We start from the raw sequence: 21,919 nt of genomic DNA, 5'->3' as shown, positions 1-21,919 counted from the left end.
ATGAAAAACATCTTTATCTATATCGTTTTGTTGTGGTCAGGTCTTACGTTTTCTCAAAACGAACAATTAGCGAATAATTACTATGATAAAGGCGATTTTGAAAAGGCCAAAATCATTTATGAAGATCTCTTAAGAAGTTCGCCTTCTAATACCCAATACTTTCTGCGAACTATCGATTGTTATCAGCAGTTACAGCAGTTTGATATTGCCGAAAAAACAATCCTGGAACGTTACAACCGTTACAAGCAAGGTGTTTTTCTGGTAGAATTAGGATACAATTATCAGCTTCAGAAAAACGAATCCAAAGCAAAAAGCTACTACGAACAGGCAATCGAAAAAATAAAAACCAATCCAAACGATGTTTATGGAGTTGGAAATGCCTTCGAAAAAAAGGTTTTGCTGGAATATGCCTTAAAGGCGTATCAAACCGCAATGCAGGTTCAGCCGAATTATAATTTCAATTTTCAGGTTGGAATGCTATACGGACAGTTAGGAAAAACCGATTTGATGATCGATCTTTTATTAACAGAATCGTATAATAATCAGCAAAATGCCAATTTAATTCAAATGCAGCTTTCTCGTTTCATGAACGGCGAGACAGATAATACGGCGTTTAAAGATGCTATGCGAAAAGCACTGATTTTAAGAACTCAAAAAGATCAGGACGTTTTCTGGAATCATTATTTAAGCTGGTTTTATATACAGCAGAAAGAATTTGGAAAAGCATTTATTCAGGAAAAAGCCATTTACAAGCGCGAACCAGAATCGTTAATGAGTATTGTAAATTTAAGTCAGTTTGCTTTGAATGAAGATGATACTGAAACAGCTTCTGAAATTCTGAATTTTATTCTTCAAAATACAAAAGATGTAGATCTGCTTATAAAGAGTAATGCCAGTTTAATGCAGATTAAAATCGACAAGGCGCAGGAAAAAGATTATCCTGCCATTGAAGCCGAACTGCAGCAATTACTGGTAACTTATGAAGTAAGTCCATTTACCTTATCTTTGCAATTAATTCAGGCTCATTTTTTTGCTTTTAATTTAAAGAAAACAGAAGAAGCCAAAGCGATTGTAAAAAAAGCCCTGGCGTTAAATCTAAATGCTTATCAGCAGGCCGATGCCAAAATGGAACTGGCAGATATTCTTCTTCTGGAAGAAAAGTTCAATCAGGCGTTGATTTACTATTCGCAGATTCAGCTTGATTTAAAAAATGATGTAATGGCGCACGAAGCGAGTTTAAAAGCGGCTAAAACAAGTTATTTTAAAACCGATTTTGAATGGGCTTTAAAACAGTTTAAAGAATTAAAATCAGCCAATACGCAATTAATTGCTAACGACGCTCTCGAATATTTCCTGCTTATAAATGACAACACAGCTGCTGACTCTACGCAGACAGCTTTGAAACAGTTTGCAAAAGGCGATTTTTTACTGTATCAAAATAAGAAACAAGATGCAATTGCGCAGTTTCAAAGTGTTTTGAAAAACTTTAAAGGACAGGAAATCGAAGCGGTAACATTGTTGCGTTTAGGAAAAATATACGAAAGTCAAAAAGATTATCCTTTGGCTTTAAGCCAGTATCAGCAGATAATTGACAATCACAGCGACGGAATTTATGTAGATGAAGCACTGTTTTTCTCAGCAGAAATTTACAACGACGAATTAAAAGATATAGAAAAGGCAAAGCCTTTATATGAAAAGGTAATTTTTAATCATCAGGATAGTATTTACTTTGTTGATGCCCGAAAAAAATACCGTGAGTTAAGAGGAGATAAGAATTTATAAAAAATAAGTTCCAATTTAAAAATCTCAAATTCCAAAGAGGAAAAGCTTAGTTGCTTAACCTCTCAGAACCTTAGAACCTAAAAAAAAATGATTATTTTCAACGTTACTACCAATATACACGAAAGCGCACACGATCAATGGTTAAAATGGATGCAGGAAAAGCACATACCAGAGATTTTGGCGACGCAAAAATTTTCTTCAGCACGAATCGTAAAGGTTTTAATTGAAGAAGAAATGGGCGGGATTACTTATTCTGTACAATACGTAACAGACAGTAAAGATACTTTAGAGAAATATTATCTGGAAGATCAGCCAAGGTTTGACAAAGAAGCCTTAGAGTTATTTGCAGATAAAATGCTTTCTTTTAGAACAGAACTTGAGGTTATTTCAGAGCACTGATTTTTTAGTTTTCAGTCACAGTCGCAGTTTTTAGTTTAAAAAATCATATAAAGAACAAGAAAATTGCGCCTTCGAGCCTTTGCGGCGAGAAAAAAATAAAAAAATAATGCTTTGCTTCTTAGTGCCTTCGCGGTAAAAAGAATACTTTTGCAGCCTCGCGGCAAACAAGAAAAGAAAATGGAAAAAGTAAAAGCCAAAAAACATTTAGGACAGCATTTCCTTAAAGACGAAAGTATCGCAAAAGCAATTGCCGATACTTTGAGCCTAAAAGGATACGAGGAGGTTTTAGAAATAGGACCTGGAATGGGTGTGCTTACTAAATACTTACTTGATAAGCCTGTTACGACAAGAGTAATTGAGATCGACACAGAATCTGTGGCGTATCTGGATGCGAATTATCCAAAATTAAAAGACAAAATTATTTCAGAAGACTTCCTGAAATACAATATAAATCAGGTTTACGAAAATAAGCAGTTTGCCATAATTGGTAACTTCCCCTATAATATTTCATCTCAAATTGTTTTTAGAACATTAGAATTTAGAGATCAGATTCCGGAGTTTTCAGGAATGTTTCAAAAGGAAGTTGCAGAACGCATCTGCGAAAAAAAAGGATCAAAAACCTACGGAATCCTGTCTGTACTGGCACAGGCTTTCTATGATACTGAGTATTTATTTACTGTAAACGAAAATGTTTTTATTCCTCCGCCCAAGGTCAAGTCGGGTGTGATGAAAATGACCCGAAAGGAAGATTACAGTCTTCCATGTGGTGAAAAGTTATTTTTTACTGTTGTAAAAACGGCTTTTCAGCAAAGACGAAAAACATTACGTAACAGTTTGAAAACATTAAATTTATCAGACAAACTGCGAGAAGACACTATCTTTGATAAACGTCCGGAACAGCTTAGCGTTGACGAATTTATTGTTTTGACTCAAAAAATAGAAGCCGATGGAGTTCAAAGTTAGCAGAGAATTTATCCACCAATTAGAGGAACTAATCGTTAAGAAAAATGACAATGAACTTGAAGTTTTACTTAATGATCTTCACCACGCTGATATCGCCGAGATTCTTGAAGAATTAGATTTTGACGAAGCAACTTATATTTTTAAAGTTTTAGATAGTGATAAAACCGCCGAAATTCTTCTGGAATTAGAAGAAGATCTGCGTGAAAATATCTTAAGCCGACTTTCGCCAAAAGAGATTGCAGAAGAGCTTGACGAGCTTGAAACAAATGACGCTGCAGATATTATCGCCGAACTTTCGCAGGAAATTAAGGCAGAAGTTATCTCCGAGCTTGTCGATGTTGAGCACGCTAAAGACATTGTCGAGTTATTACGCTATGACGAAAACACGGCGGGAGGTTTAATGGGTAAAGAGCTTGTAAAAGTCAACGAAAATTGGAACGTTTTAACCTGCGTAAAAGAAATGCGAATTCAGGCAGAAAACGTTTCGAGAGTCCATTCTATTTATGTTGTTGATGATGAAAACAGACTAAAAGGACGTTTGTCTCTTAAAGATTTACTGACTTCTTCTACCAAAACCCAAATTGGAGAAGTTTATATTAGAAAATTAAACTTTGTAAATGTCGATACCGAAGATGTTGAGGTGGCGCGTATCATGCAAAAATACGATTTAGAGGCAATTCCGGTTGTAGATGAACTTGGCCGTTTGGTGGGAAGAATTACAATTGATGATATTGTAGACGTAATCAAAGAAGAAGCCGACAAGGATTACCAGTTAGCAGCGGGTATTACACAGGATATTGAAACTAATGACAGCGTTCTTGAATTAACAAAAGCACGTTTGCCTTGGCTTTTAATAGGAATGGTGATCGAGATTGTAGCTTCTTTTGTTTTAAAAGATAACGAAACCGCTTTCCAGAAATATTCAACTTTAATTATTTTTGTGCCATTACTTTCGGCAACAGCCGGAAATATTGGTGTTCAGGCCTCGGCGATCGTTGTACAAGGTTTGGCAAACGGAACTTTAAAAGAATTTAGCCGCAGTTATTTTAGTAAAGAAATTACCGTGTCAATGATTTCCGGAAGTATCATCTCATTACTTTTACTGGCATATCATTCTCTCATGTACGGACAATATTTAGTAGGGATTGCCATTTCAATTTCTATGATTGTAGTAATTATGTTTGCCGCAACTTTAGGAACTTTAGTGCCGCTTTTTCTTCACAAAAACAAAATTGATCCTGCGATTGCTACCGGACCTTTTATTACAACTACGAATGACGTTTTTGGAATTATGCTCTACTTTGGAGTAGCCAAACTAATTCTTGGCTTTTAAATTTTTGCCACAAATTGACCGCTTACAGTGATTTAAAATCTGTAAAATCTGCGTAATTTACACGCCGAAAGATATGCTGTTTAACAGCCAAAAAAAATTAAATCAAGCAGGATGAAAGTACACATTATAGGAGGAGGAAACCTCGGGGTTTCTATTGCCTTGGGAATTGCAAAATTTTCGAAAAACAATCAAATAACAGTTACAAGAAGAAACACGGCAAGTATTCAGTATTTAGCTGAATATGGAATTACAGTTTCTAACGACAATAAACACAATATTCAGGAAGCCGATGTGGTAATCTTAACCATAAAACCGTATCAGGTCGATACTGTTTTGGCCGAGATTCTTCCGGTAATTCAAAATAAAACCATAGCATCTGCAGTAAGCGGATTGTCATTAGATGTTCTTCAAACCAAAACCAACTACGAATATCCGGTAGTTCGCATTATGCCAAATATTGCAGCGCAGTTTGGAGAATCTGCAACTTGTATTTCTTTCCCTGAAAAATACAAAGAAAATGCTTCGCCAATTGTTGACTTATTTCAGGATTTAGGAACTGCTCCTGTAATCGACGAAAAATTGATGGATGCAGCGACAGTTTTGGGTGCATGTGGTACTGCGTATGCTTTACGCTATATTCGTGCCTCTATGCAGGCCGGAATTGAAATAGGATTCGATTCTAATACAGCTCTTGCAATTGCTGCACAAACAGTAAAAGGAGCTGCAAAAATGCTTTTAGAAGAGAGAGTTCACCCAGAGCAATTAATTGACCGTGTAACAACGCCGCAAGGCTGTACAATTGTAGGTTTAAATGAAATGGAGCATAATGGTTTCAGTTCATCTTTAATAAAAGGAATCAAGACTTCTTTAAAACAAATTAAAGGTTAGTTTTTATAGAAATTTCAATTTTTTGAAATTCCAAATTCCAATTTTCTTATTGGGATTTGGGATTTTTTTATTTCTTAATCAATCTTATGTACTTTCTTCCACATTCAGAAAGTATAGTGTAGTAATTCATAGAGTTACCATAATTCTGAATCGTAAGTGTATCTTTAACATAGTTTGCGCTGATACCAACGGGAATTTCTAATTCTTTTGAATTTGAAATTGAATCATTTTCTTCTTCATTGCTGATATCTCCTTCGTATTCATCCCATTTTATGCCTTCTAATTTTAAAAACTGCTCTCCTGATTTTTCTGTAGTAAAATTGGCAATCCCTTTGAGTTTTCTCTTGTTAGTTTTTAAGAAATAAGAATATCCTTTTGCTGTTTTGCTTATTTGCAACGAGATTTTACATTCGGTAGATTCTGTGTCATCTAATTGAGTTTCGTAAATTCCTTCTATCGATTCATTTTCATTTTTCTCAATAACAACTTCTGATTTTGTTTCCGTTTTTTCAACTACTGGATCTGTTTTTTTGTTATTGCAGGAAATAATTGAAAGCATGAATAGTAAAGAAAAAATTAAATTCGATTTCATATTAAGCTGTTTTCTTTGTTAGAATAAATTTCAAATATACATATCCAAGAACTCCGGAGAGTACGGAAGCAATCAAAATCGATATTTTAGAATATAATATAATATCAGGATCGTTGAATGCTAGAAGCGTAATGAAAATAGACATTGTAAAACCAATTCCGCCCAGCATTCCGGCACCTAAAACGTGTGCCCATTTTAAATTTTTAGGCAGTGCACATAATCCTGCACTTACACCAATGGAAGAAAAGAGTGCGATTCCCAGAGGTTTGCCTATTACTAAGCCCAGAATAATTCCAAATGCATTGGGATGGTTTAACCCGGCATGCCAATTTGATTGTATAGCGATACAGGTATTCGCAACGGCAAATAATGGAAGAATAATAAAAGCCACAGGTTTATGTAAAAAATGCTGTAATTTATATGAAGTTGATTTTTCGCCGCCGTCACCAAACGGAATTACAAATGCTAAAATTACGCCTGTTATCGTAGCATGAATTCCTGAATTAAGCATAAAATACCACATTATGATACCGCCAATTAAATACGGAATAAGATTGTAGACTTTCATTCTGTTTAAAACAAATAAGAAAATCCAGATTCCTAAAGCTACTCCAAGTTTTACAAATGAAATTGAAGTCGTGTAAAATACTGCAATAACAATTATAGCTCCTAGGTCATCAATTACGGCAAGAGCCGTTAAAAAGACTTTTAAAGAAGCAGGAACTTTATTTCCCAAAAGAGATAAAATGCCAATGGCAAAAGCAATATCAGTTGCCATAGGGATTCCGGCTCCGTTTTGAGTTGTTGTGCCAAAATTCAACGCCAGGAAAATTGCAGCAGGAACCAGCATACCGCCAAATGCCGCCATAATTGGCAGGGAAGCATTTTTTATGTTCGATAATTCACCATGATAAATTTCGCGTTCCAGTTCTAAACCAATTAATAAAAAGAAAATGGTCATCAATCCGTCATTTATCCAATGTGTGATCGAATGTCTTCCTAAATCCTTTTCCCAAAATGAGATATACTCTGCTGAATATGATGAATTGGCAGCACATAATGAAATTACGGTGACAAAGAGCAGGAGTAATCCACCGGATTTTTCGTTTTCAAAAAAGGCTTTAAAAGTCTTGGTTAATTTCATTGTGGAAGTTTGTAATGATTTAAAAGAAACTGAATTTCTATGGAAGTATATATTCAAAGTTAAAAAAAATCTCACCAATAAAAAAGTCAGTGCACAAAGCTGTAAAGATTGTTTTTTAAAAACTGTAAAACATTTTTAAGAAAAAACTTAGAAATAAATATATTTTTGTTTTTGAAAATTATACGCGATGAATTATAAAAACATTTTTTTTAGTGCCGTAAGTCTTTCTTTTATCCTGATTCAAACTTCCTGTAAAAAAGAAACAAGTACAAATAATGAGGAAATAACAGAAAGTGTGAGTAAATCAGTTTCTGTGCAGGTTGATAAACTATATCAAACAGATGAAAAAGTCCTGGATAATGAAAAATTGGAAGTAAAATCTACGATTAATTTTGCAGCAAATTATAACTCGCCCGAATTGTGGCATTATCAAAAAGATGTAAATCAAGGAACACTACGAAATTTTAGTGCATTAGAAAATGGGAATTTTGTATACTTTATGCAGGAAGGCGATGGCAAATATAATTTTACTCCTTTCGTGTTAATTCTTGACAAAAACGGTAAACAAATATTTCTTGAAAAAGCAGGCGATAAAGTTTCAAAATACAATCCATACAATTCATTAATAACAGAGGAGAATAACGGATTTAGTTTATTTCTTAAAAAAGAAATTAAATACTCAGGCTCTTTAAATAATGATGATGCCGAAAAAATACAAAACGTTTTGTCGGGCTGGCAGATTGAAAAAATTACTTATAAAATAAGCAGTTCAGAATATAAATCTGAAGTAAAATCGATGAAAGATATTTTTCTGAAATCTTTTCAGGACAGAGGTTTTACTTATACCAGAAAAGCCGATTTTTCTCTTTCATATCTAAAAGGGAAAATTTTTGTGTGCGGAACAGCATCAAAACCCAATCAAAGTGAAATTCCATTTATTGCTGTACTGGACAAAAATCTAAAGCTATTGAAATTTAACAGTTTTGAAGATTACCCGGATACAGATATCAATTCCATAAAGTTAAATTTAGATAATACTTTTTATGTAGAAGGAGTCGAAGATTCAGCAGCCGACGGATCGTATTACTCAACTCATAAAAGATTTATTATGAATGAAAATTTAAAACTTCTGGAAGACAAATCAGATAAAGAGCCTTATTCATCCATTTACAGAGGTCCATCTGCACCTGATGTTGAAGAAGAAGAAGTTTCAGAAGAAAACACAACCGAATCTGAAACCGAAACTCAGTCTGAAACTGAAGTTAAAGAAACAGGAAGCACAGCCATTTTCTATTCACATCAATCTGAAAAATTTTATTACAGTCTTAAAGAGAAAAAAATTAATTCAAATGAAATAGTTTTTGAGAAAAACAGAAGTCAGGACAGCAGTGCTGTGTGGCAAGTTAAGTTTGTATTTCCTAAAAATTATGAAGTTCCTTATTCTAACAGTTCACAAGGATTTAAACGTAAAAATGGCGATTTTGTATTCTCGTTATTCTTGCGCGATGAGTCAGTAAAAAGTGGTGTTTTGAGTATGGCAATTTTTGTGTTCAATAAAGAAGGACGTCTGATTCGTCAGTTTCAAACTCCGGCCTATTTTGGTTTAACTGATTTTGAAATGAAAGAATCCAACGGAAAACTCATTGCCGGATTTATATCTTACAATGCTAATTATGTAAATAATAATTGGGAATATCCACATGTTTTTCGTTCGATATCTTATCCTCTTGATTAAATTAAGCCGTATTTTTGTTTCAGTTAAAATACAATAAAATGAGTGTAAAAATTCTACATATAGACAGCAACCATCCGGTTCTGTGGAATCAATTAGAAGAAGCAGGTTTTGAAAACCATGCTGATTTTAAATCTTCAAAGGAAGAAATCGAAGCTAAAATTCAGGATTATAACGGAATTGTAATTAGAAGCCGTTTTAAAATCGACAAAGTATTTTTAGACAAAGCCATAAATCTTCAATTTATTGCAAGAGTTGGAGCCGGTTTAGAAAGTATAGACTGTGATTATGCCGAAACAAAAGGAATTCATTTAATTGCAGCGCCGGAAGGAAACCGAAATGCTGTTGCAGAACATTCGCTTGGCGTAATTTTGTCTCTTTTTAATAATTTGAATCAGGCTGACGCCGAAGTAAAAGCCGGACAATGGAATCGTGAAAGTAACCGTGGACATGAATTGGATGGAAAAACGGTTGGAATTATTGGTTATGGAAACATGGGAAAAGCTTTTGCAAAAAAACTCCGTGGTTTTGAAACTGATGTTTTGTGTTATGATATTCTGGAAAATGTGGGAGATGAAAATGCCAAACAGGTTTCATTACAAGAATTGCAAAAAAGAGCTGATGTTTTGAGTCTACATTTGCCTTGGACACCGCAAACAGATAAAATGGTTAACGCGGCTTTTATAAATGCATTCGAAAAGCCATTTTGGATTATTAATACTTCACGCGGAAAAAATATAGTTACGGCAGATTTAGTCGAAGCAATGAAAATTAAAAAAGTATTAGGTGCCGGGTTAGACGTTTTAGAATATGAAAAATTATCTTTTGAAACACTTTTTCAGGATAAAAACACTCCAGAAGCTTTTCAATATTTGCTCGAAGCTAAAAATGTACTTCTTACACCGCACATTGCAGGTTGGACATTTGAAAGTCATGAACGGCTGGCTCAAGTTATTGTAAATAAAATTAAGGCTGTATATGCCTAGAACGTTGATTTTGCTGTTAATTTTAAATAACGAGTCTTTTCCTGTAAATTTTTTGCTGCCAATTAGTTTTATTTGTTAATTTTTAATAATATTGTTTCCGAAAAAATTAAAGAATCAGTCTAAATAACTTTTCATTAATTTCTTGGAGAAGCCGAAAATCCGAAAAAGAGTAGGCATTATTACTAAACTAAATTTATTAATTATGATTGAATGGTACAAAAAAGTAGTTTTTGAAAACTATGCAAACTTTGAAGGAAGAGCAAGAAGAAAAGAATATTGGATGTTTTTCTTAGCAAATATGATTATCAGTTTTGCTTTAGGTTTCGTTATGGGATTAATTTCTCCAAGTTTAGGATTAGTTGCAAATGTTTACAGTCTTGCAGTTTTAGTTCCTTCAATTGCTGTTGCAATTAGAAGAATGCATGATGTTGGAAAAAGCGGCTGGTTTATCCTTATTCCAATTTATAACTTGATTTTGGCATGTACAGAAGGAGATAAAGGAGCAAATGCATACGGTCCGGATCCTAAAAATGAATTTGACGAAGTCAATGAAATTGGTAAAGCAGAATTGTAATATTTATTAATACAAAAATATGGAAACTACAAAACCAGAATCTTGGAATACGCCTTCAGGGCCAAAACCAGAAAATAAAAAAGTAGCTGCGGGTGTTCTTGGTATCTTATTAGGAGGATTTGGAATTCACAAATTCGTTTTAGGATACACTCAGGAAGGAATTATCCAGATTGTTATTACTTTAGTTACTTGTGGAGCCGGAAGTTTAATTGGCTTCATTGAAGGAATTATCTACCTTACTAAATCAGACGAAGAATTCTACCAAACTTACCAAGTAGGTAAAAAAGGCTGGTTCTAAAAACAATATTAAATCCCATTTATAGCAAATGGGATTTTTTTTACCCCATATTTAATATTAAACTTTAAAAGAAATAACCATGGAAAATACACAATCAGAATTTGGAGGACCAAAACCAGAGAACAAAAAGATCGCTGCCGGAATTCTTGCCATTTTAATAGGAGTGTTTGGAATTCACAAGTTTTATTTAGGATATACCAAAGAAGGTATAATTCAGCTTATTTTAGGGCTTTTATGCGGTATAGGCGGTGTAATTGCTTTAGTAGAAGGAATTATCTATCTAACGAAGTCTGATGAAGAATTTTATCAGACGTATCAGGTAGGTAAAAAAGGCTGGTTCTAAAAAATAAAAAAATCCCATTCGAAAGAATGGGATTTTTTTTATCGAGTTTAAAATGTCTTTTTTTAATATTATTATGACGTCTATGGTCTTAAAATGAACTTTAAAGTAACTAATCTTGCACTTTGGTAAAAAAGTTAAATTAACGGCCAAAATAGTAATTGTAATAATTAATTAAGGATATAAATGGAAAGTACAAAATCAGAATCAGTGAATGAATCATCACAGCTAAAATCAGAAAATAAAAAAGTTGTTGCAGGTATTCTAGGGATCTTGTTTGGGGGATTTGGAATTCACAAATTCGTTTTAGGATATACTAAAGAAGGGATAATTCAGATTATTGCTACTTTGGTAACTTGCGGAGCAGGAAGCCTTATTGGTTTCATTGAAGGAATTATTTATCTAACAAAGTCTGATGAAGAATTTTATCAGACGTATCAGGTAGGTAAAAAAGGCTGGTTCTAAAAAATAAAAAAATCCCATTCGAAAGAATGGGATTTTTTTTGAAAATATTTGACCTAAAAAAATGTCTTTTTTTGATATTATTATAACGTTTACCTCCTTAAAATAAACTTTAAAGTAATTAATCTTGCACTTTGGTAAAAAAAGAAATGGAGTAACTGAAAATCCATAAGAGTAGGGGAATTTATAAAGATTTTTAATTATGTTAGAAGTTTACAAAAGAGTAGTTCTCGAAAACTACTCAAATTTTAATGGAAGAGCCAGAAGAAGTGAATATTGGTTGTTTACTTTGCTAAGTACAATTATCAGTATAGTGTTAAGTGTTGTATTCTCTTTGATTTCACCAAGTCTGGGATTGATAGGTAATGTTTACAGTCTGGCGGTTTTTATTCCCACGATTGCAGTTGGAGCAAGAAGAATGCACGATGTGGGAAAAAGCGGATGGTATCAAATTATACCTATTTATGGTTTAATTTTAGCTTGTACTGAAGGAGAAAAAGGACCAAATGAATATGGTGCTGATCCTAAAAATCAATTGGAAGATATTGATGAAATTGGAAAAGAATAAATCTAACAGCATTAAATAAAAATTGTTAATTAAAAGCCCTGTTCACGTCTAATGAATGGGGCTTATATATTTTTTATAATGATATTAGGTTATAAAATCCTGCTTTATTTTAAATAAAAATCGTTACTTGGATAAAGTTTAATTTTAAAAAGAATAATATAAATATGGGATTATTTAGCAGAAGCAATAAGATTGAAAAACCTAAGGTTGTTCTTGAATTAAGAAGCCCTAGTTGTCCGATAACTGCAATTGTAGAACAAGATAATAGAACGGCCTATTTTTATTTGTTTGGAGATAACGAAGATTTTGGTGTAAAAAGCTGTTGGATAAGAAATTTAACCGCTGCGCCAGAAGAGATGGAAATAAAATTGATGGAGAAAGGCGTACCGCCTATGTTAACTAGGGAGTTTTGTAAATTTCCACAAGGGCAGGAAGTGCTTAATGAAAAGAATCTGGAAATTGTTTGGCTGGAAGAAGGAGATGGTGCTGCATTATTAGAAAATGGCGAGATTTTGTGTGTAATTCCTAGTTGGGGAGGCAATGACGGGTTTTATGGATATGCACGTGATTGTAAAGGAGAAGGGAATTTTGCTTGGGAATTTTCTACAGATAATGAAATGCACAAACGTGTTAAAAATGCAATCTCTTTTGTAAAATCTTGGGATGAAGAAGCGAATCCTTTCCAATTACTGCAACCAAAAGTTTTAGATTATTATGATGAAATATTTGGAAAAAGCGAAAAGTATTATGCAATTGATAATTCAGAGTGGCCTCCAAAAGGATTATATGTATATGAAGGTGAAGAAAAGATTGTTTTTGCAACCGTTGCAGTATCATTAAGATCACAGCCAAAAATCGAAATGTATTTTGAGAATCCTGCTGAGGTAAACAGAATTGAACTTGGAACGATTTTGAAGTCAGGATTGACAAACGAGCAAATAAATAATATTGCAAGTCTGATAAGCGGAATTACAACAATACCTTGGGATTATATCACTTTTTTGGCAGAAGGTCATACAGTTGAATTTCAAACTACTGCCAGCGAGAAATTTAAATATGCAGTTCTTACTAATAAATTAAAAGCTTTACCACGTGTTAATTTGCCTTCGTTAGGGAATTCACAAACCAATTTTTTATGGATTGTACCTATTTCAAGTGAAGAATGGAAGGTAATGAAAGAATCTGGTTCTCAAGTTATATTGGATAAATTAGATGCCATTGGCGAAGAAATATTCAATTTGAACCGAGAAGAAGTTGTTTAGGATATATCATAAAAAAGAAAAACTCATAAGTTAGCTTATGAGTTTTTCTTTTTTATAGGTAAAAGTTAATCTTCTTTTTCAGATAATTTCTTTTCCAGCTCTATCTGAAATTCTTCAATAACTGGTTTCATGGTGCTTTCTGGTATATCGGCGATTCTAATATACATTAAACCGTCAATTGCGTTGTTAAATAATGGATCAACATTAAAAGCTACTACGCGGGCATTCTGTTTGATATACTTTTTAATTAAAACCGGCAAGCGTAAGTTTCCTGGTTCTAATTCGTCAATAATTTTGTCAAATTTATTCAAATCAGATTCTGCTTCATCAAAGATAAAATCTTTATCAGCATCCTTTAATTTTACTTTATAAGCTTTTTTAGGATGAATGTATTGAGCAATATACGGATCGTAATAATTTGATTTCATAAACTCAATCATTAATGATTTAGAGAAATCAGAAAATTGATTACTAATACTTACACCGCCTACAAGATATTTGTGTTCCGGATGACGAAGTGTGGTATGAATAATTCCTTTCCATAACAAGAATAAAGGCATTGGTTTTTGCTGATATTCACGCGTAATGAAGGCACGCCCCATTTCGATCGATTTGTGCATCATATCATGAAGTTCCGGTTCGAATCTAAAAAGATCAGTTAGATAAAAACCTTCAATTCCATATTTCGGATAGATTTCAGAACCTAATCCCATACGATACGCTCCGGCAATTTTCTTGGTTTCGTCATCCCATAAAAACATATGGTGATAATATTTGTCGTATTCGTCTATGTCTATAGATTCGTTTGTTCCTTCACCCACTTCACGGAAAGTAATTTCGCGAAGACGTCCTATTTCATGCAGAATATTCGGAATTTCTTTTGCTCTGGCAAAAAACACTTCGTAGTTTTTACTTTGCAGAAATCTGCTGTCACTGTTACGCAGTGCCTGAACTTCATCAATCATTTTTGATTCGTTGGCAGGAGTAACAATTTTTTTAGGTGCTTTTGTGATTTTAAGACTTGCTGTGTCAATCAGTTTGGTGTCTTTTTCAAAAGGATTGGCAAGCATATAGGTTTTCTTTCTTAAGAATTCAGAGTATTCTTCAAAAGATTCTATTTCGTTTTGTTCGCTTACAGAAATTGGTTTACCAATACGAACTTTAATCACGCGGTCTTTTTGAGTTAGTAACTCAGATGGTAATTTTGCGGTACGTAAAGTATCATCAATTTTAGAAAGCCAGTAAAATAATTTACTGTTTTTTGCATGAAAGTAAATTGGTACAACAGGTACTTTTGCCTTTCTGATTAATTTAAGAGCGCCTTCTTCCCAAGGTTTATCTACAACTAGTTTTCCATCTTTGTAGGTTGAAACTTCTCCGGCAGGAAAAATTCCCAAAGGTTTTCCATCACTTAAATGACGCAGGGTTTCTTTAATACCAATCACGCTCGATTTTGCATCCTTATGGTTTTCAAAAGGATTAACCGGCATGATGTATTTTTTCATTGGAACAATTCTGTGTAATAAGAAATTGGCAATGATTTTGAAATTTGGTTCTCTTTCAAGCATCAATTTCAAAAGCAAAATACCGTCAATTCCTCCAAGCGGATGATTGGAAATTGTAATATAAGCGCCGTCTTTTGGCAGACGTTTTAAATCTTCTTCCGGTATTTCGAACTTAATTTCCATTTCGTCCAAAATTCCGTTTAAAAATGCAAGATCTTCTAAATGCTTATTACGGTCGTAAATTTTATTAAGGGTCGAGATCTTAAGAACCTTCATAAGAATCCAGCCAGAAAAGGTACCGAGAACTCCGTACTTTTCAACATTTATTGCTTTTGCAACTTCTTTCGCGGTAACTAAACCCATGTACTATTTTTAATTTATTAGAACAGCGAACAAAGATAACAAAAAACTCTACTTTTCATTGTTTCCAAGATAAACTTTGCACTTTTTTATTACATTTGGAATCCTAAAAAAATTACCAATATGAAAATTATTTCCTATAATGTAAACGGAATTCGTGCTGCAATTAATAAAGGTTTTATCGAATGGCTGCAAGCGGCGAGTCCAGATGTTATATGCCTTCAGGAGATTAAAGCGACTCAGGATCAAATTCCTGTAGAAGCTATAACGGCTGCCGGTTATCCTTATCAATATTATTATCCGGCAACAAAAAAAGGATACAGCGGTGTTGCTATTTTATCTAAAATTGAGCCTCAAAAAGTGGTTTATGGAACCGGAATTCATCATATGGATTTTGAAGGACGAAACCTTCGTGCCGATTTTGAAGATGTTTCGGTAATGAGTTTGTACCTTCCATCTGGAACTAATATTGAGCGTTTAGATCATAAATTTATGTTTATGGATGATTTTCAGTCTTATATTAATGAGTTGAAAATTAGTATTCCAAATCTAATAATTTGCGGAGATTATAATATCTGTCATGAAGCTATAGATATTCATGATCCTGTTCGCAACAAAACGGTTTCTGGGTTTTTACCAGAAGAACGTGCCTGGCTTGATGCATTTATGAAATCGGGGTTTATTGATAGTTTCCGTCATTTTAATAAAGATCCGCATCATTATTCGTGGTGGAGTTATCGCGCAGGCGCAAGAGGGAATAATAAAGGATGGCGTATTGATTATAATTTAGTAAGCAATGCTATGGAGCATAGACTAAAACGTGCTGTTATTCTTCCAGATGCTGTTCACTCAGACCATTGTCCGGTTTTAGTCGAGATTGAATAAAGAATTTATATCTCAAAATTTTTTGAAGACAACAAAAAAATAAATTTTATTATAAATTTTTTTTTGTTGTCTTTGCATTTAAAAAAACAACTCTAAAACTCTATGAAACAAAAATTACTATTTTTTTTATTTATCCTAAGCATAAAATTTTACGCGCAAATTAATTACTATAAATCCTATTTTATAGATAATAATGGAAACAAAACGGAATGTTTTATTAAAGATCGTGATAAAAAGGATAACCCGATTGATTTTGAGTATAAGTTAAGTACTGAGGAATCTCAAACGATGAAAGAAGATATTAAAAATGTAACAGAATTTAAAGTTGGGGAATTCTTAAAATATGAAAGAGCAACCGTTAAGATTGATACTTCTCTTGTTAATTTGAATTCTTTTAATGAAAAAAGAGAACCTCAATGGAAAGAAGTTACAGTTTTTCTAGAAGTTTTAGTTGATAGTAAAGTCAGCTTGTATGAATATAAAATCGGAAACATAAAACGTTTTTTTTATAAAACAGAAAGTGGCACTATTGAACAGCTTATCTGGAAAAAATATACAGTGAATGATGAGGCAGGTGTAAAATTAGTTTCTAATAATGATTTTCAAAAACAATTATGGCAAAATGTTAATTGTGGGAATAAAAATATAGATGATCTTTTAAAATTAAGATATGGACAAAAAGATCTGATAAAATACTTTACAGATTATAATATTTGTAAAAACAATGCAATTGTAGCTTTTGAAAAGAAATCAGAATCTGGAAGTATAAATTTTAAAGTTAATTTAGGAATCTCGTCAGCCTCTCTGTCTATTTCCAATCATGTCACGAATGTGATATCTGATTTTGAGAAAAAAACAAATTTTACCGGAGGTGCTGAAATAGAATGGGTTTTACCAGTTAACAGAAATAAGTGGGCATTATATTTAGCACCAAGTTATAATTCCTATAAAAGTCCTGGAATGGGAATATCCTATAATAGAGGGCCATTCAGTTCAGATACAATAATTGAAAATTGGAATGCCTCATTAAGTTATATTGATGTAGCGTTTGGAGTTAGGTATTATATATTTATAAGTGATAATTCAAGGATTTTTATTGCCGGATCTTATATTAATTCCAGTATGTTAAGTTCAGATATTCACCAAGATCAGGGAGTTTACAAAGTTGAAGCTAAAATTCGAAATAGGTTAGGCGGTTCAATAGGGTATAGTTATAAAAATAAATTTAATGCTGAACTAAAATACAGCGGTGCTAATATTTTTGACAATTATGTTTATTGGGACTCTAACTACAGCACAACTTCTCTAACTTTTGGCTACACAATTTTTGACAGCAAAAAGAAAAAATAAAGTTTTGCCTTGAAAACTCTAATAACAATTTAAGATATTTGATTTTTGGATGATAAATGGAATAAAATTTGCTTTGTAAAATTTATTCAAAATTATAAATCGCCTCCAAATAAAAAACCAAAAAGAAACATGATTAAAAAAGCCTCCATTGGATTAGTAGTTCTGGCATTGTCTGCAACTTCTTGCGTATCCAAAAAGATTTACAATGATCTTGAAACGAAATATTCAGATCTAAAAAAAGAAAACCGTTCTATCGCTGATGAAAATGCGGATTTGAAAAAAGCTAAAAATCAGTTAGAATTAGATCGTGATAAACTAACAAAAGATCTTGCAAGTACAAAAGATGACTTAGCAAAACAAAAAGCTGATTTAGCCGCTGAACAAAAGAAATACAAAGTTTTGCAGGATTCGTATAATGCATTAGAGAAAAACAGCAACGATGCATTAGAGAAAAACCTGGCTAAAAACCGTGAATTATTAGCACAGTTAGAGGCAAAAGGAAAAGCTCTTGCCGATGAGCAGGCTCGTTTAGACAAAACCGCAAGTCGATTAAAAGAACTTGAAGATATGATTGCAGCTAAAGAAGAAGCAATGCGTAAACTAAAAGAAACTTTATCTAAAGCATTAACAGGTTTTGAAGGTAAAGGTTTAACAGTTGAACATAAAAACGGAAAAGTATATGTTTCTATGGAAAACAAATTACTTTTCAATTCAGGAAGCTGGGCAGTTGGTACCGAAGGAAGAAGAGCCGTAGTAGAACTTGGAAAAGTTCTAGGCGACAATCCAGATCTTTCTGTTCTTATTGAAGGTCATACAGATGATGATCCGTATGCAGGTTCTGGTCCAATTGCAAATAACTGGGATTTATCTACAAAAAGAGCAACAGCAATTGTGGCTATTTTAAGTGAAAACCCAAAAATCAATAAACAAAAATTAACAGCAGCAGGCCGAAGCGAATTTTCTCCGCTTGCAAGTAACGCAACTCCAGAAGGCAAAGCAAAAAACAGAAGAATTGAAATTATCTTAACTCCAAGACTAGATGAAATTGCGGAGATGTTAAATAGCATTAACTAAGCGTCTAAGGTTCTGAGGAACTAGCCGCTAAGATTTGCAAAGGCTCAAAGGTTTTTACTTTTGAGCCTTTTTCTTTTTTTTGGATTTCATCTTATCAATATTTTCACCTTGCCACATTTCTATTTGAAAAATCACTTTGTACCTTTGTCTCTTTGCAACTTTGAACCTAAAGAAAAAAATGAAATACACAACATTACCAAACACTGATATAAAAGTCTCAAAAATATGTCTCGGAACCATGACTTTCGGACAGCAGAATACAGAAGCCGAAGGACACGAACAAATGGATTATGCACTTGAAAGAGGTGTAAACTTTTTTGATACAGCCGAAATGTATTCGGTTCCGGCGAGTGAAGCAACTTATGGAAGTACAGAAAAAATTATAGGAACTTGGTTTAAAAAATCTGGAAATAGAGATAAAGTAATTCTGGCTTCAAAAATTGCAGGTCCAAACCCAAATTTTGGATACATGCGCGATAAATTGGATTTTTCGCCAGCGAGCATCAAATTTGCGGTTGAGCAAAGTTTAAAAAGACTGCAAACGGATTATATCGACTTGTACCAAATGCACTGGCCGGAAAGAAAAACCAATAATTTCGGGCAGCGTGCTTTTCACGGGCATGATGATGTTTGGCAAGATAACTTTAGAGAAATCCTTGAAACTTTCGACGGATTAATTAAAGAAGGAAAAATTAAGCATATTGGAGTTTCAAATGAAAATGCCTGGGGAATGATGCGTTTGCTTGAAGAAAGTAAATACAATAATCTGCCAAGAATACAAACTGTTCAAAATCCTTATTCTTTATTGAATCGTTTGTTTGAAGTTAATTCTGCAGAAGTTTCAAAATATGAAAATGTTGGTTTGCTTGGATATTCGCCTTTAGCATTTGGCGTTTTGACCGGAAAGTTCTTAACCGGCGAAAGTCATCCGAAAGCGAGAGTTAATCTTTTTCCGCAATACAAACGTTATAATAGCGACCAATGTACCGAAGCAACAAAGATGTATCAGGAAATTGCTAAAAAACATGGTTTAACGTTAACCCAGCTTGCAATGGGATTTGTTTTGTCGCAGCCATTTTTAACAAGTGCCATTATTGGCGCAACAACTTTGGAACAATTAAAAGAAAATATCGATACGATTGATGTGGTACTTTCTAAACAAATACTAGCAGAAATTGATGCCGTTCAGGCAATAATTCCGGACCCTGCTCCTTAAAAAAATGTATTTAACCGCAAAGAGCGCAAAGATTTACGCAAAAGCACACAAAGTTTTTTTTAATTAAACATTGCGAACTTTGCGTTAATCTTTGCGCTCTTTGCGGTTAAGCTTTACTTCACTTACAAATCAAATTCATCATCCGTTGCGAGAGAATCTAATTTTACCGCTGTCGAATCCGGAGCTTTGATTTTTATAAACGAACGTGCATTTCCGGAAATATAAACCGGTAATTGTCCAATTGTATCTTCTGGAATTAGAAGACCTCTGCGGAACATTAAATTCTTTAAAAACTTCTGATTTTTCAATGCATAATCTTTCAAATTACCTTCGTCATTAAACTGGTACATGAACTTTCTAGGTTTTGGAATAATCGTAGCCAAATACAAGCACTCATCGACATTTAGCGATGATGGACTTTTTTGGAAATAGAAATGACTTGCTTCACCAATTCCATACACATTTGGTCCCCATTCGATAATATTGAAATAAACTTCCAGCATTCTTTCTTTGCTTACAATTCGGTTATTTTCTAAAATGTAAACTAAGAGGATTTCTTCAAGCTTTCGCGAAAGCGTTTTTTCGCGAGTTAAAAAGACATTCTTAATTAACTGCATGCTGATTGTACTCGCGCCTCGAGAGAATTTTTTAGTGCGGATGTTTTTTAGGATCGATTGTTTAAAAGCTTCATTTATAAATCCGCGATGCGAAAAGAATGAAGGATCTTCTGTTGTTAGAACACATTTTCTTAAATAAGGAGAAATTTGGTCTAAAGGTGTATAATTTGGATTTGCATTTCCAACCAAGATTGGTCTTTGTAAAACATTCTGAATTATGGCACGATATACAAATTCGCCGTTTAGTTTATTAAGATCGGCTTCACCGTATTTGGTAATTCTTAAATCTTCTTTATTAAGCTTACTGTCAAAAACTAGAGTGTTAGGTTTGTTTTGATTGAATTTGAAATCCAGTTTATAGTCAAAATTTCCTGTAGCCTGCATTCCTTGGAAATGAGTAAATAATCCGTCAGGAAGTGAAACAATAAAGTCCTGCGCTTTCATTTTTGGAATGTCAACTTTTAGTGTATAAACAGTATCTTTTTCGGTATCGTAAGAAACATAAGGACGAAGTTTGATTTTATTCAACGTCATTGTTGAGGTACTGTCAATCGAAATAAAACTATCACCTAATAAAAATCGGTAATCAAAACGGGCATTTTTAATGACAACGTCTTTGCTGGCAATTTTTGGATGATTAATTTTTAAGTTTACAATAGAAGTAAAGCCGTCAAGATGAAGTTCGCTGCCGCTTTTATCAATATTTTCAACATTTAAGCGAATAGAGTCAAAACTTGCTTTTAGGTTATATCTTTCATCAAGATAAGGAACTCTGATTGCTCCGGTGTCTAAATTAAAAAAGCGAATATCTGCTTTTTGATTTCTTGGATCAGCAAATCCTTTTAAGTTCCATCGCTGATCAAAATTTTTACTGACAACGTGAATGTTTGTTTCAAGCTGTTTGTTGTTTAAAACAAGCTTATTTATCGCGATATTGGTTTTTTTGCCATTGTCGTCGATTTTGAATTGGAAGTTTTCCAGATTCATATCCGTTGGAACCAGATTAAGCAGTTTTGAAATAATACGATACGCAAAAGCACCGTATTTTCTCTTTTCACTTTTTTCAGAGTCGTCTTTGTTTCTTTTTAAGAAAGCATCAAAATTTTTGATTTTTCCTTTTTTAACTAATTGAATATAACCTTTATTTACATTTAAAGTTCCTACCTGAACATCGCCAATCAATAAATTGCTTAAACTCACACTGGTTTCAATGTTGTTGATTTTCAAAAGTGTGTCGGCATTTTTTGGAACCAAGACAACATCCGTAAGTTTTATAGTTGACAAACCATTAAAAGTGGCTTCTTTAATAGAAAAATCACTATTGTAATCTACTGCCATTTTGTGGGTTACTTTTGCAATGGCTTGATTTAAAAGTGAATCCCGGAAATAATAAAGCGCAATGCAAAGCACAACGATTATTATTCCTAATATTTTTAATGCTTTATATATTTTTTGTTTTGGAAAATTCATAAGGTTGAATTTACAATATTTTTTAATGTTTTTAGGTTGGTTTTTTAGCCACGAATTACACTAATATTTACTAATTCTTTTTTCTTTTAGGCACAGATTAAAATGATTATGAAAATTAA

21 protein-coding genes are annotated in these 21,919 nt (G+C 33.2%); 17 read left to right on the top strand and 4 right to left on the bottom strand.

All coding sequences use genetic code 11. From position 1 onward, the window contains the following. The 5 genes from ABD859_RS04695 to proC all read left to right on the top strand — a co-directional run bounded on the left by ABD859_RS04695 (position 1) and on the right by proC (position 5,365). The gene (locus ABD859_RS04695) at positions 1-1,782 is read left to right on the top strand and encodes a tetratricopeptide repeat protein (protein ID WP_345140944.1); all 1,782 of its coding nucleotides are present in this window, start codon (positions 1-3) and stop codon (positions 1,780-1,782) included. Positions 1,783-1,869: 87 nt separating this feature from the next. Further along, positions 1,870-2,181, top strand: a complete 312-nt coding sequence (locus ABD859_RS04690) for a DUF4286 family protein (RefSeq protein ID WP_345140941.1) — start codon at positions 1,870-1,872, stop codon at positions 2,179-2,181. A gap of 177 nt (positions 2,182-2,358) precedes the next feature. Then, positions 2,359-3,144 (top strand): 16S rRNA (adenine(1518)-N(6)/adenine(1519)-N(6))-dimethyltransferase RsmA, encoded by a 786-nt coding sequence (rsmA, locus tag ABD859_RS04685; protein ID WP_345140938.1) that lies wholly within the window; start codon positions 2,359-2,361, stop codon positions 3,142-3,144. Further along, positions 3,128-4,477, top strand: coding sequence for a magnesium transporter (mgtE, locus tag ABD859_RS04680; protein ID WP_345140934.1), 1,350 nt, complete (start codon positions 3,128-3,130; stop codon positions 4,475-4,477). The genes rsmA and mgtE overlap by 17 nt, the downstream gene beginning before the upstream one ends. A 111-nt stretch (positions 4,478-4,588) precedes the next feature. Next, complete coding sequence (gene proC / locus ABD859_RS04675; RefSeq protein ID WP_345140931.1) at positions 4,589-5,365, top strand: pyrroline-5-carboxylate reductase; 777 nt, start codon at positions 4,589-4,591, stop codon at positions 5,363-5,365. A 67-nt stretch (positions 5,366-5,432) separates the two neighbouring features. Here proC and ABD859_RS04670 read toward each other — a convergent pair whose 3' ends face one another. Both ABD859_RS04670 and nhaA read right to left on the bottom strand, forming a co-directional pair. After that, complete coding sequence (locus tag ABD859_RS04670) at positions 5,433-5,957, bottom strand: hypothetical protein (RefSeq protein ID WP_345140928.1); 525 nt, start codon at positions 5,955-5,957, stop codon at positions 5,433-5,435. Position 5,958: 1 nt separating this feature from the next. After that, positions 5,959-7,101 carry a Na+/H+ antiporter NhaA gene (gene nhaA / locus ABD859_RS04665; RefSeq protein WP_345140925.1) on the bottom strand — a complete coding sequence of 381 codons (1,143 nt, stop codon included), beginning with the start codon at positions 7,099-7,101 and terminating at the stop codon, positions 5,959-5,961. Between the two features lie 187 nt (positions 7,102-7,288). Here nhaA and ABD859_RS04660 point away from each other — a divergent pair, with 187 nt between their 5' ends. The 8 genes from ABD859_RS04660 to ABD859_RS04625 all read left to right on the top strand — a co-directional run bounded on the left by ABD859_RS04660 (position 7,289) and on the right by ABD859_RS04625 (position 13,323). Continuing rightward, positions 7,289-8,836, top strand: coding sequence for a hypothetical protein (locus ABD859_RS04660; protein WP_345140922.1), 1,548 nt, complete (start codon positions 7,289-7,291; stop codon positions 8,834-8,836). Positions 8,837-8,874: 38 nt separating this feature from the next. After that, positions 8,875-9,819, top strand: coding sequence for a 2-hydroxyacid dehydrogenase (locus ABD859_RS04655; RefSeq protein WP_345140919.1), 945 nt, complete (start codon positions 8,875-8,877; stop codon positions 9,817-9,819). 202 nt (positions 9,820-10,021) lie between these two features. After that, positions 10,022-10,393 carry a DUF805 domain-containing protein gene (locus ABD859_RS04650; protein ID WP_345140916.1) on the top strand — a complete coding sequence of 124 codons (372 nt, stop codon included), beginning with the start codon at positions 10,022-10,024 and terminating at the stop codon, positions 10,391-10,393. Positions 10,394-10,412: 19 nt separating this feature from the next. Continuing rightward, a complete protein-coding gene (locus tag ABD859_RS04645) occupies positions 10,413-10,691 on the top strand; it encodes a TM2 domain-containing protein (RefSeq protein ID WP_345140914.1) in 279 nt (92 codons plus the stop codon). A 79-nt stretch (positions 10,692-10,770) separates the two neighbouring features. After that, complete coding sequence (locus tag ABD859_RS04640) at positions 10,771-11,034, top strand: TM2 domain-containing protein (protein ID WP_345140911.1); 264 nt, start codon at positions 10,771-10,773, stop codon at positions 11,032-11,034. Positions 11,035-11,217: 183 nt separating this feature from the next. Next, entirely contained in the window at positions 11,218-11,496 is a 279-nt protein-coding gene (locus ABD859_RS04635) for a TM2 domain-containing protein (protein WP_345140908.1), read from the top strand. A 199-nt stretch (positions 11,497-11,695) separates the two neighbouring features. Beyond that, entirely contained in the window at positions 11,696-12,061 is a 366-nt protein-coding gene (locus ABD859_RS04630; RefSeq protein WP_345140906.1) for a DUF805 domain-containing protein, read from the top strand. A 164-nt stretch (positions 12,062-12,225) separates the two neighbouring features. Beyond that, positions 12,226-13,323 (top strand): suppressor of fused domain protein, encoded by a 1,098-nt coding sequence (locus tag ABD859_RS04625; protein WP_345140903.1) that lies wholly within the window; start codon positions 12,226-12,228, stop codon positions 13,321-13,323. Positions 13,324-13,388: 65 nt separating this feature from the next. On the opposite strand, the gene ABD859_RS04620 is transcribed toward ABD859_RS04625, so the two are convergent. After that, positions 13,389-15,191 carry a GNAT family N-acyltransferase gene (locus ABD859_RS04620; protein ID WP_345140901.1) on the bottom strand — a complete coding sequence of 601 codons (1,803 nt, stop codon included), beginning with the start codon at positions 15,189-15,191 and terminating at the stop codon, positions 13,389-13,391. Positions 15,192-15,311: 120 nt separating this feature from the next. Between ABD859_RS04620 and ABD859_RS04615 the strand changes: the two genes are divergently transcribed. The 4 genes from ABD859_RS04615 (at position 15,312) to ABD859_RS04600 (ending at position 19,713) form a co-directional block, all read left to right on the top strand. Next, positions 15,312-16,073: an exodeoxyribonuclease III gene (locus ABD859_RS04615; RefSeq protein ID WP_345140898.1), complete on the top strand. Its 762-nt coding sequence runs from the start codon at positions 15,312-15,314 to the stop codon at positions 16,071-16,073. A 102-nt stretch (positions 16,074-16,175) separates the two neighbouring features. Continuing rightward, positions 16,176-17,423 (top strand): porin family protein, encoded by a 1,248-nt coding sequence (locus tag ABD859_RS04610; protein WP_345140895.1) that lies wholly within the window; start codon positions 16,176-16,178, stop codon positions 17,421-17,423. A gap of 129 nt (positions 17,424-17,552) precedes the next feature. Beyond that, positions 17,553-18,497, top strand: coding sequence for an OmpA family protein (locus ABD859_RS04605; RefSeq protein WP_345140891.1), 945 nt, complete (start codon positions 17,553-17,555; stop codon positions 18,495-18,497). 178 nt (positions 18,498-18,675) lie between these two features. Continuing rightward, positions 18,676-19,713, top strand: a complete 1,038-nt coding sequence (locus tag ABD859_RS04600) for an aldo/keto reductase (protein ID WP_345140889.1) — start codon at positions 18,676-18,678, stop codon at positions 19,711-19,713. Positions 19,714-19,835: 122 nt separating this feature from the next. Here ABD859_RS04600 and ABD859_RS04595 read toward each other — a convergent pair whose 3' ends face one another. Then, the gene (locus ABD859_RS04595) at positions 19,836-21,800 is read right to left on the bottom strand and encodes a transglycosylase domain-containing protein (protein WP_345140886.1); all 1,965 of its coding nucleotides are present in this window, start codon (positions 21,798-21,800) and stop codon (positions 19,836-19,838) included. Between the last annotated feature and the right edge of the window lie 119 nt (positions 21,801-21,919).

The organism is Flavobacterium ginsengiterrae, assembly GCF_039539785.1.
Classification (GTDB): domain Bacteria; phylum Bacteroidota; class Bacteroidia; order Flavobacteriales; family Flavobacteriaceae; genus Flavobacterium; species Flavobacterium ginsengiterrae.
The sequence above is the reverse complement of the archived record's forward strand: the minus strand, read 5'-3'. Positions and strand labels throughout refer to the sequence as shown.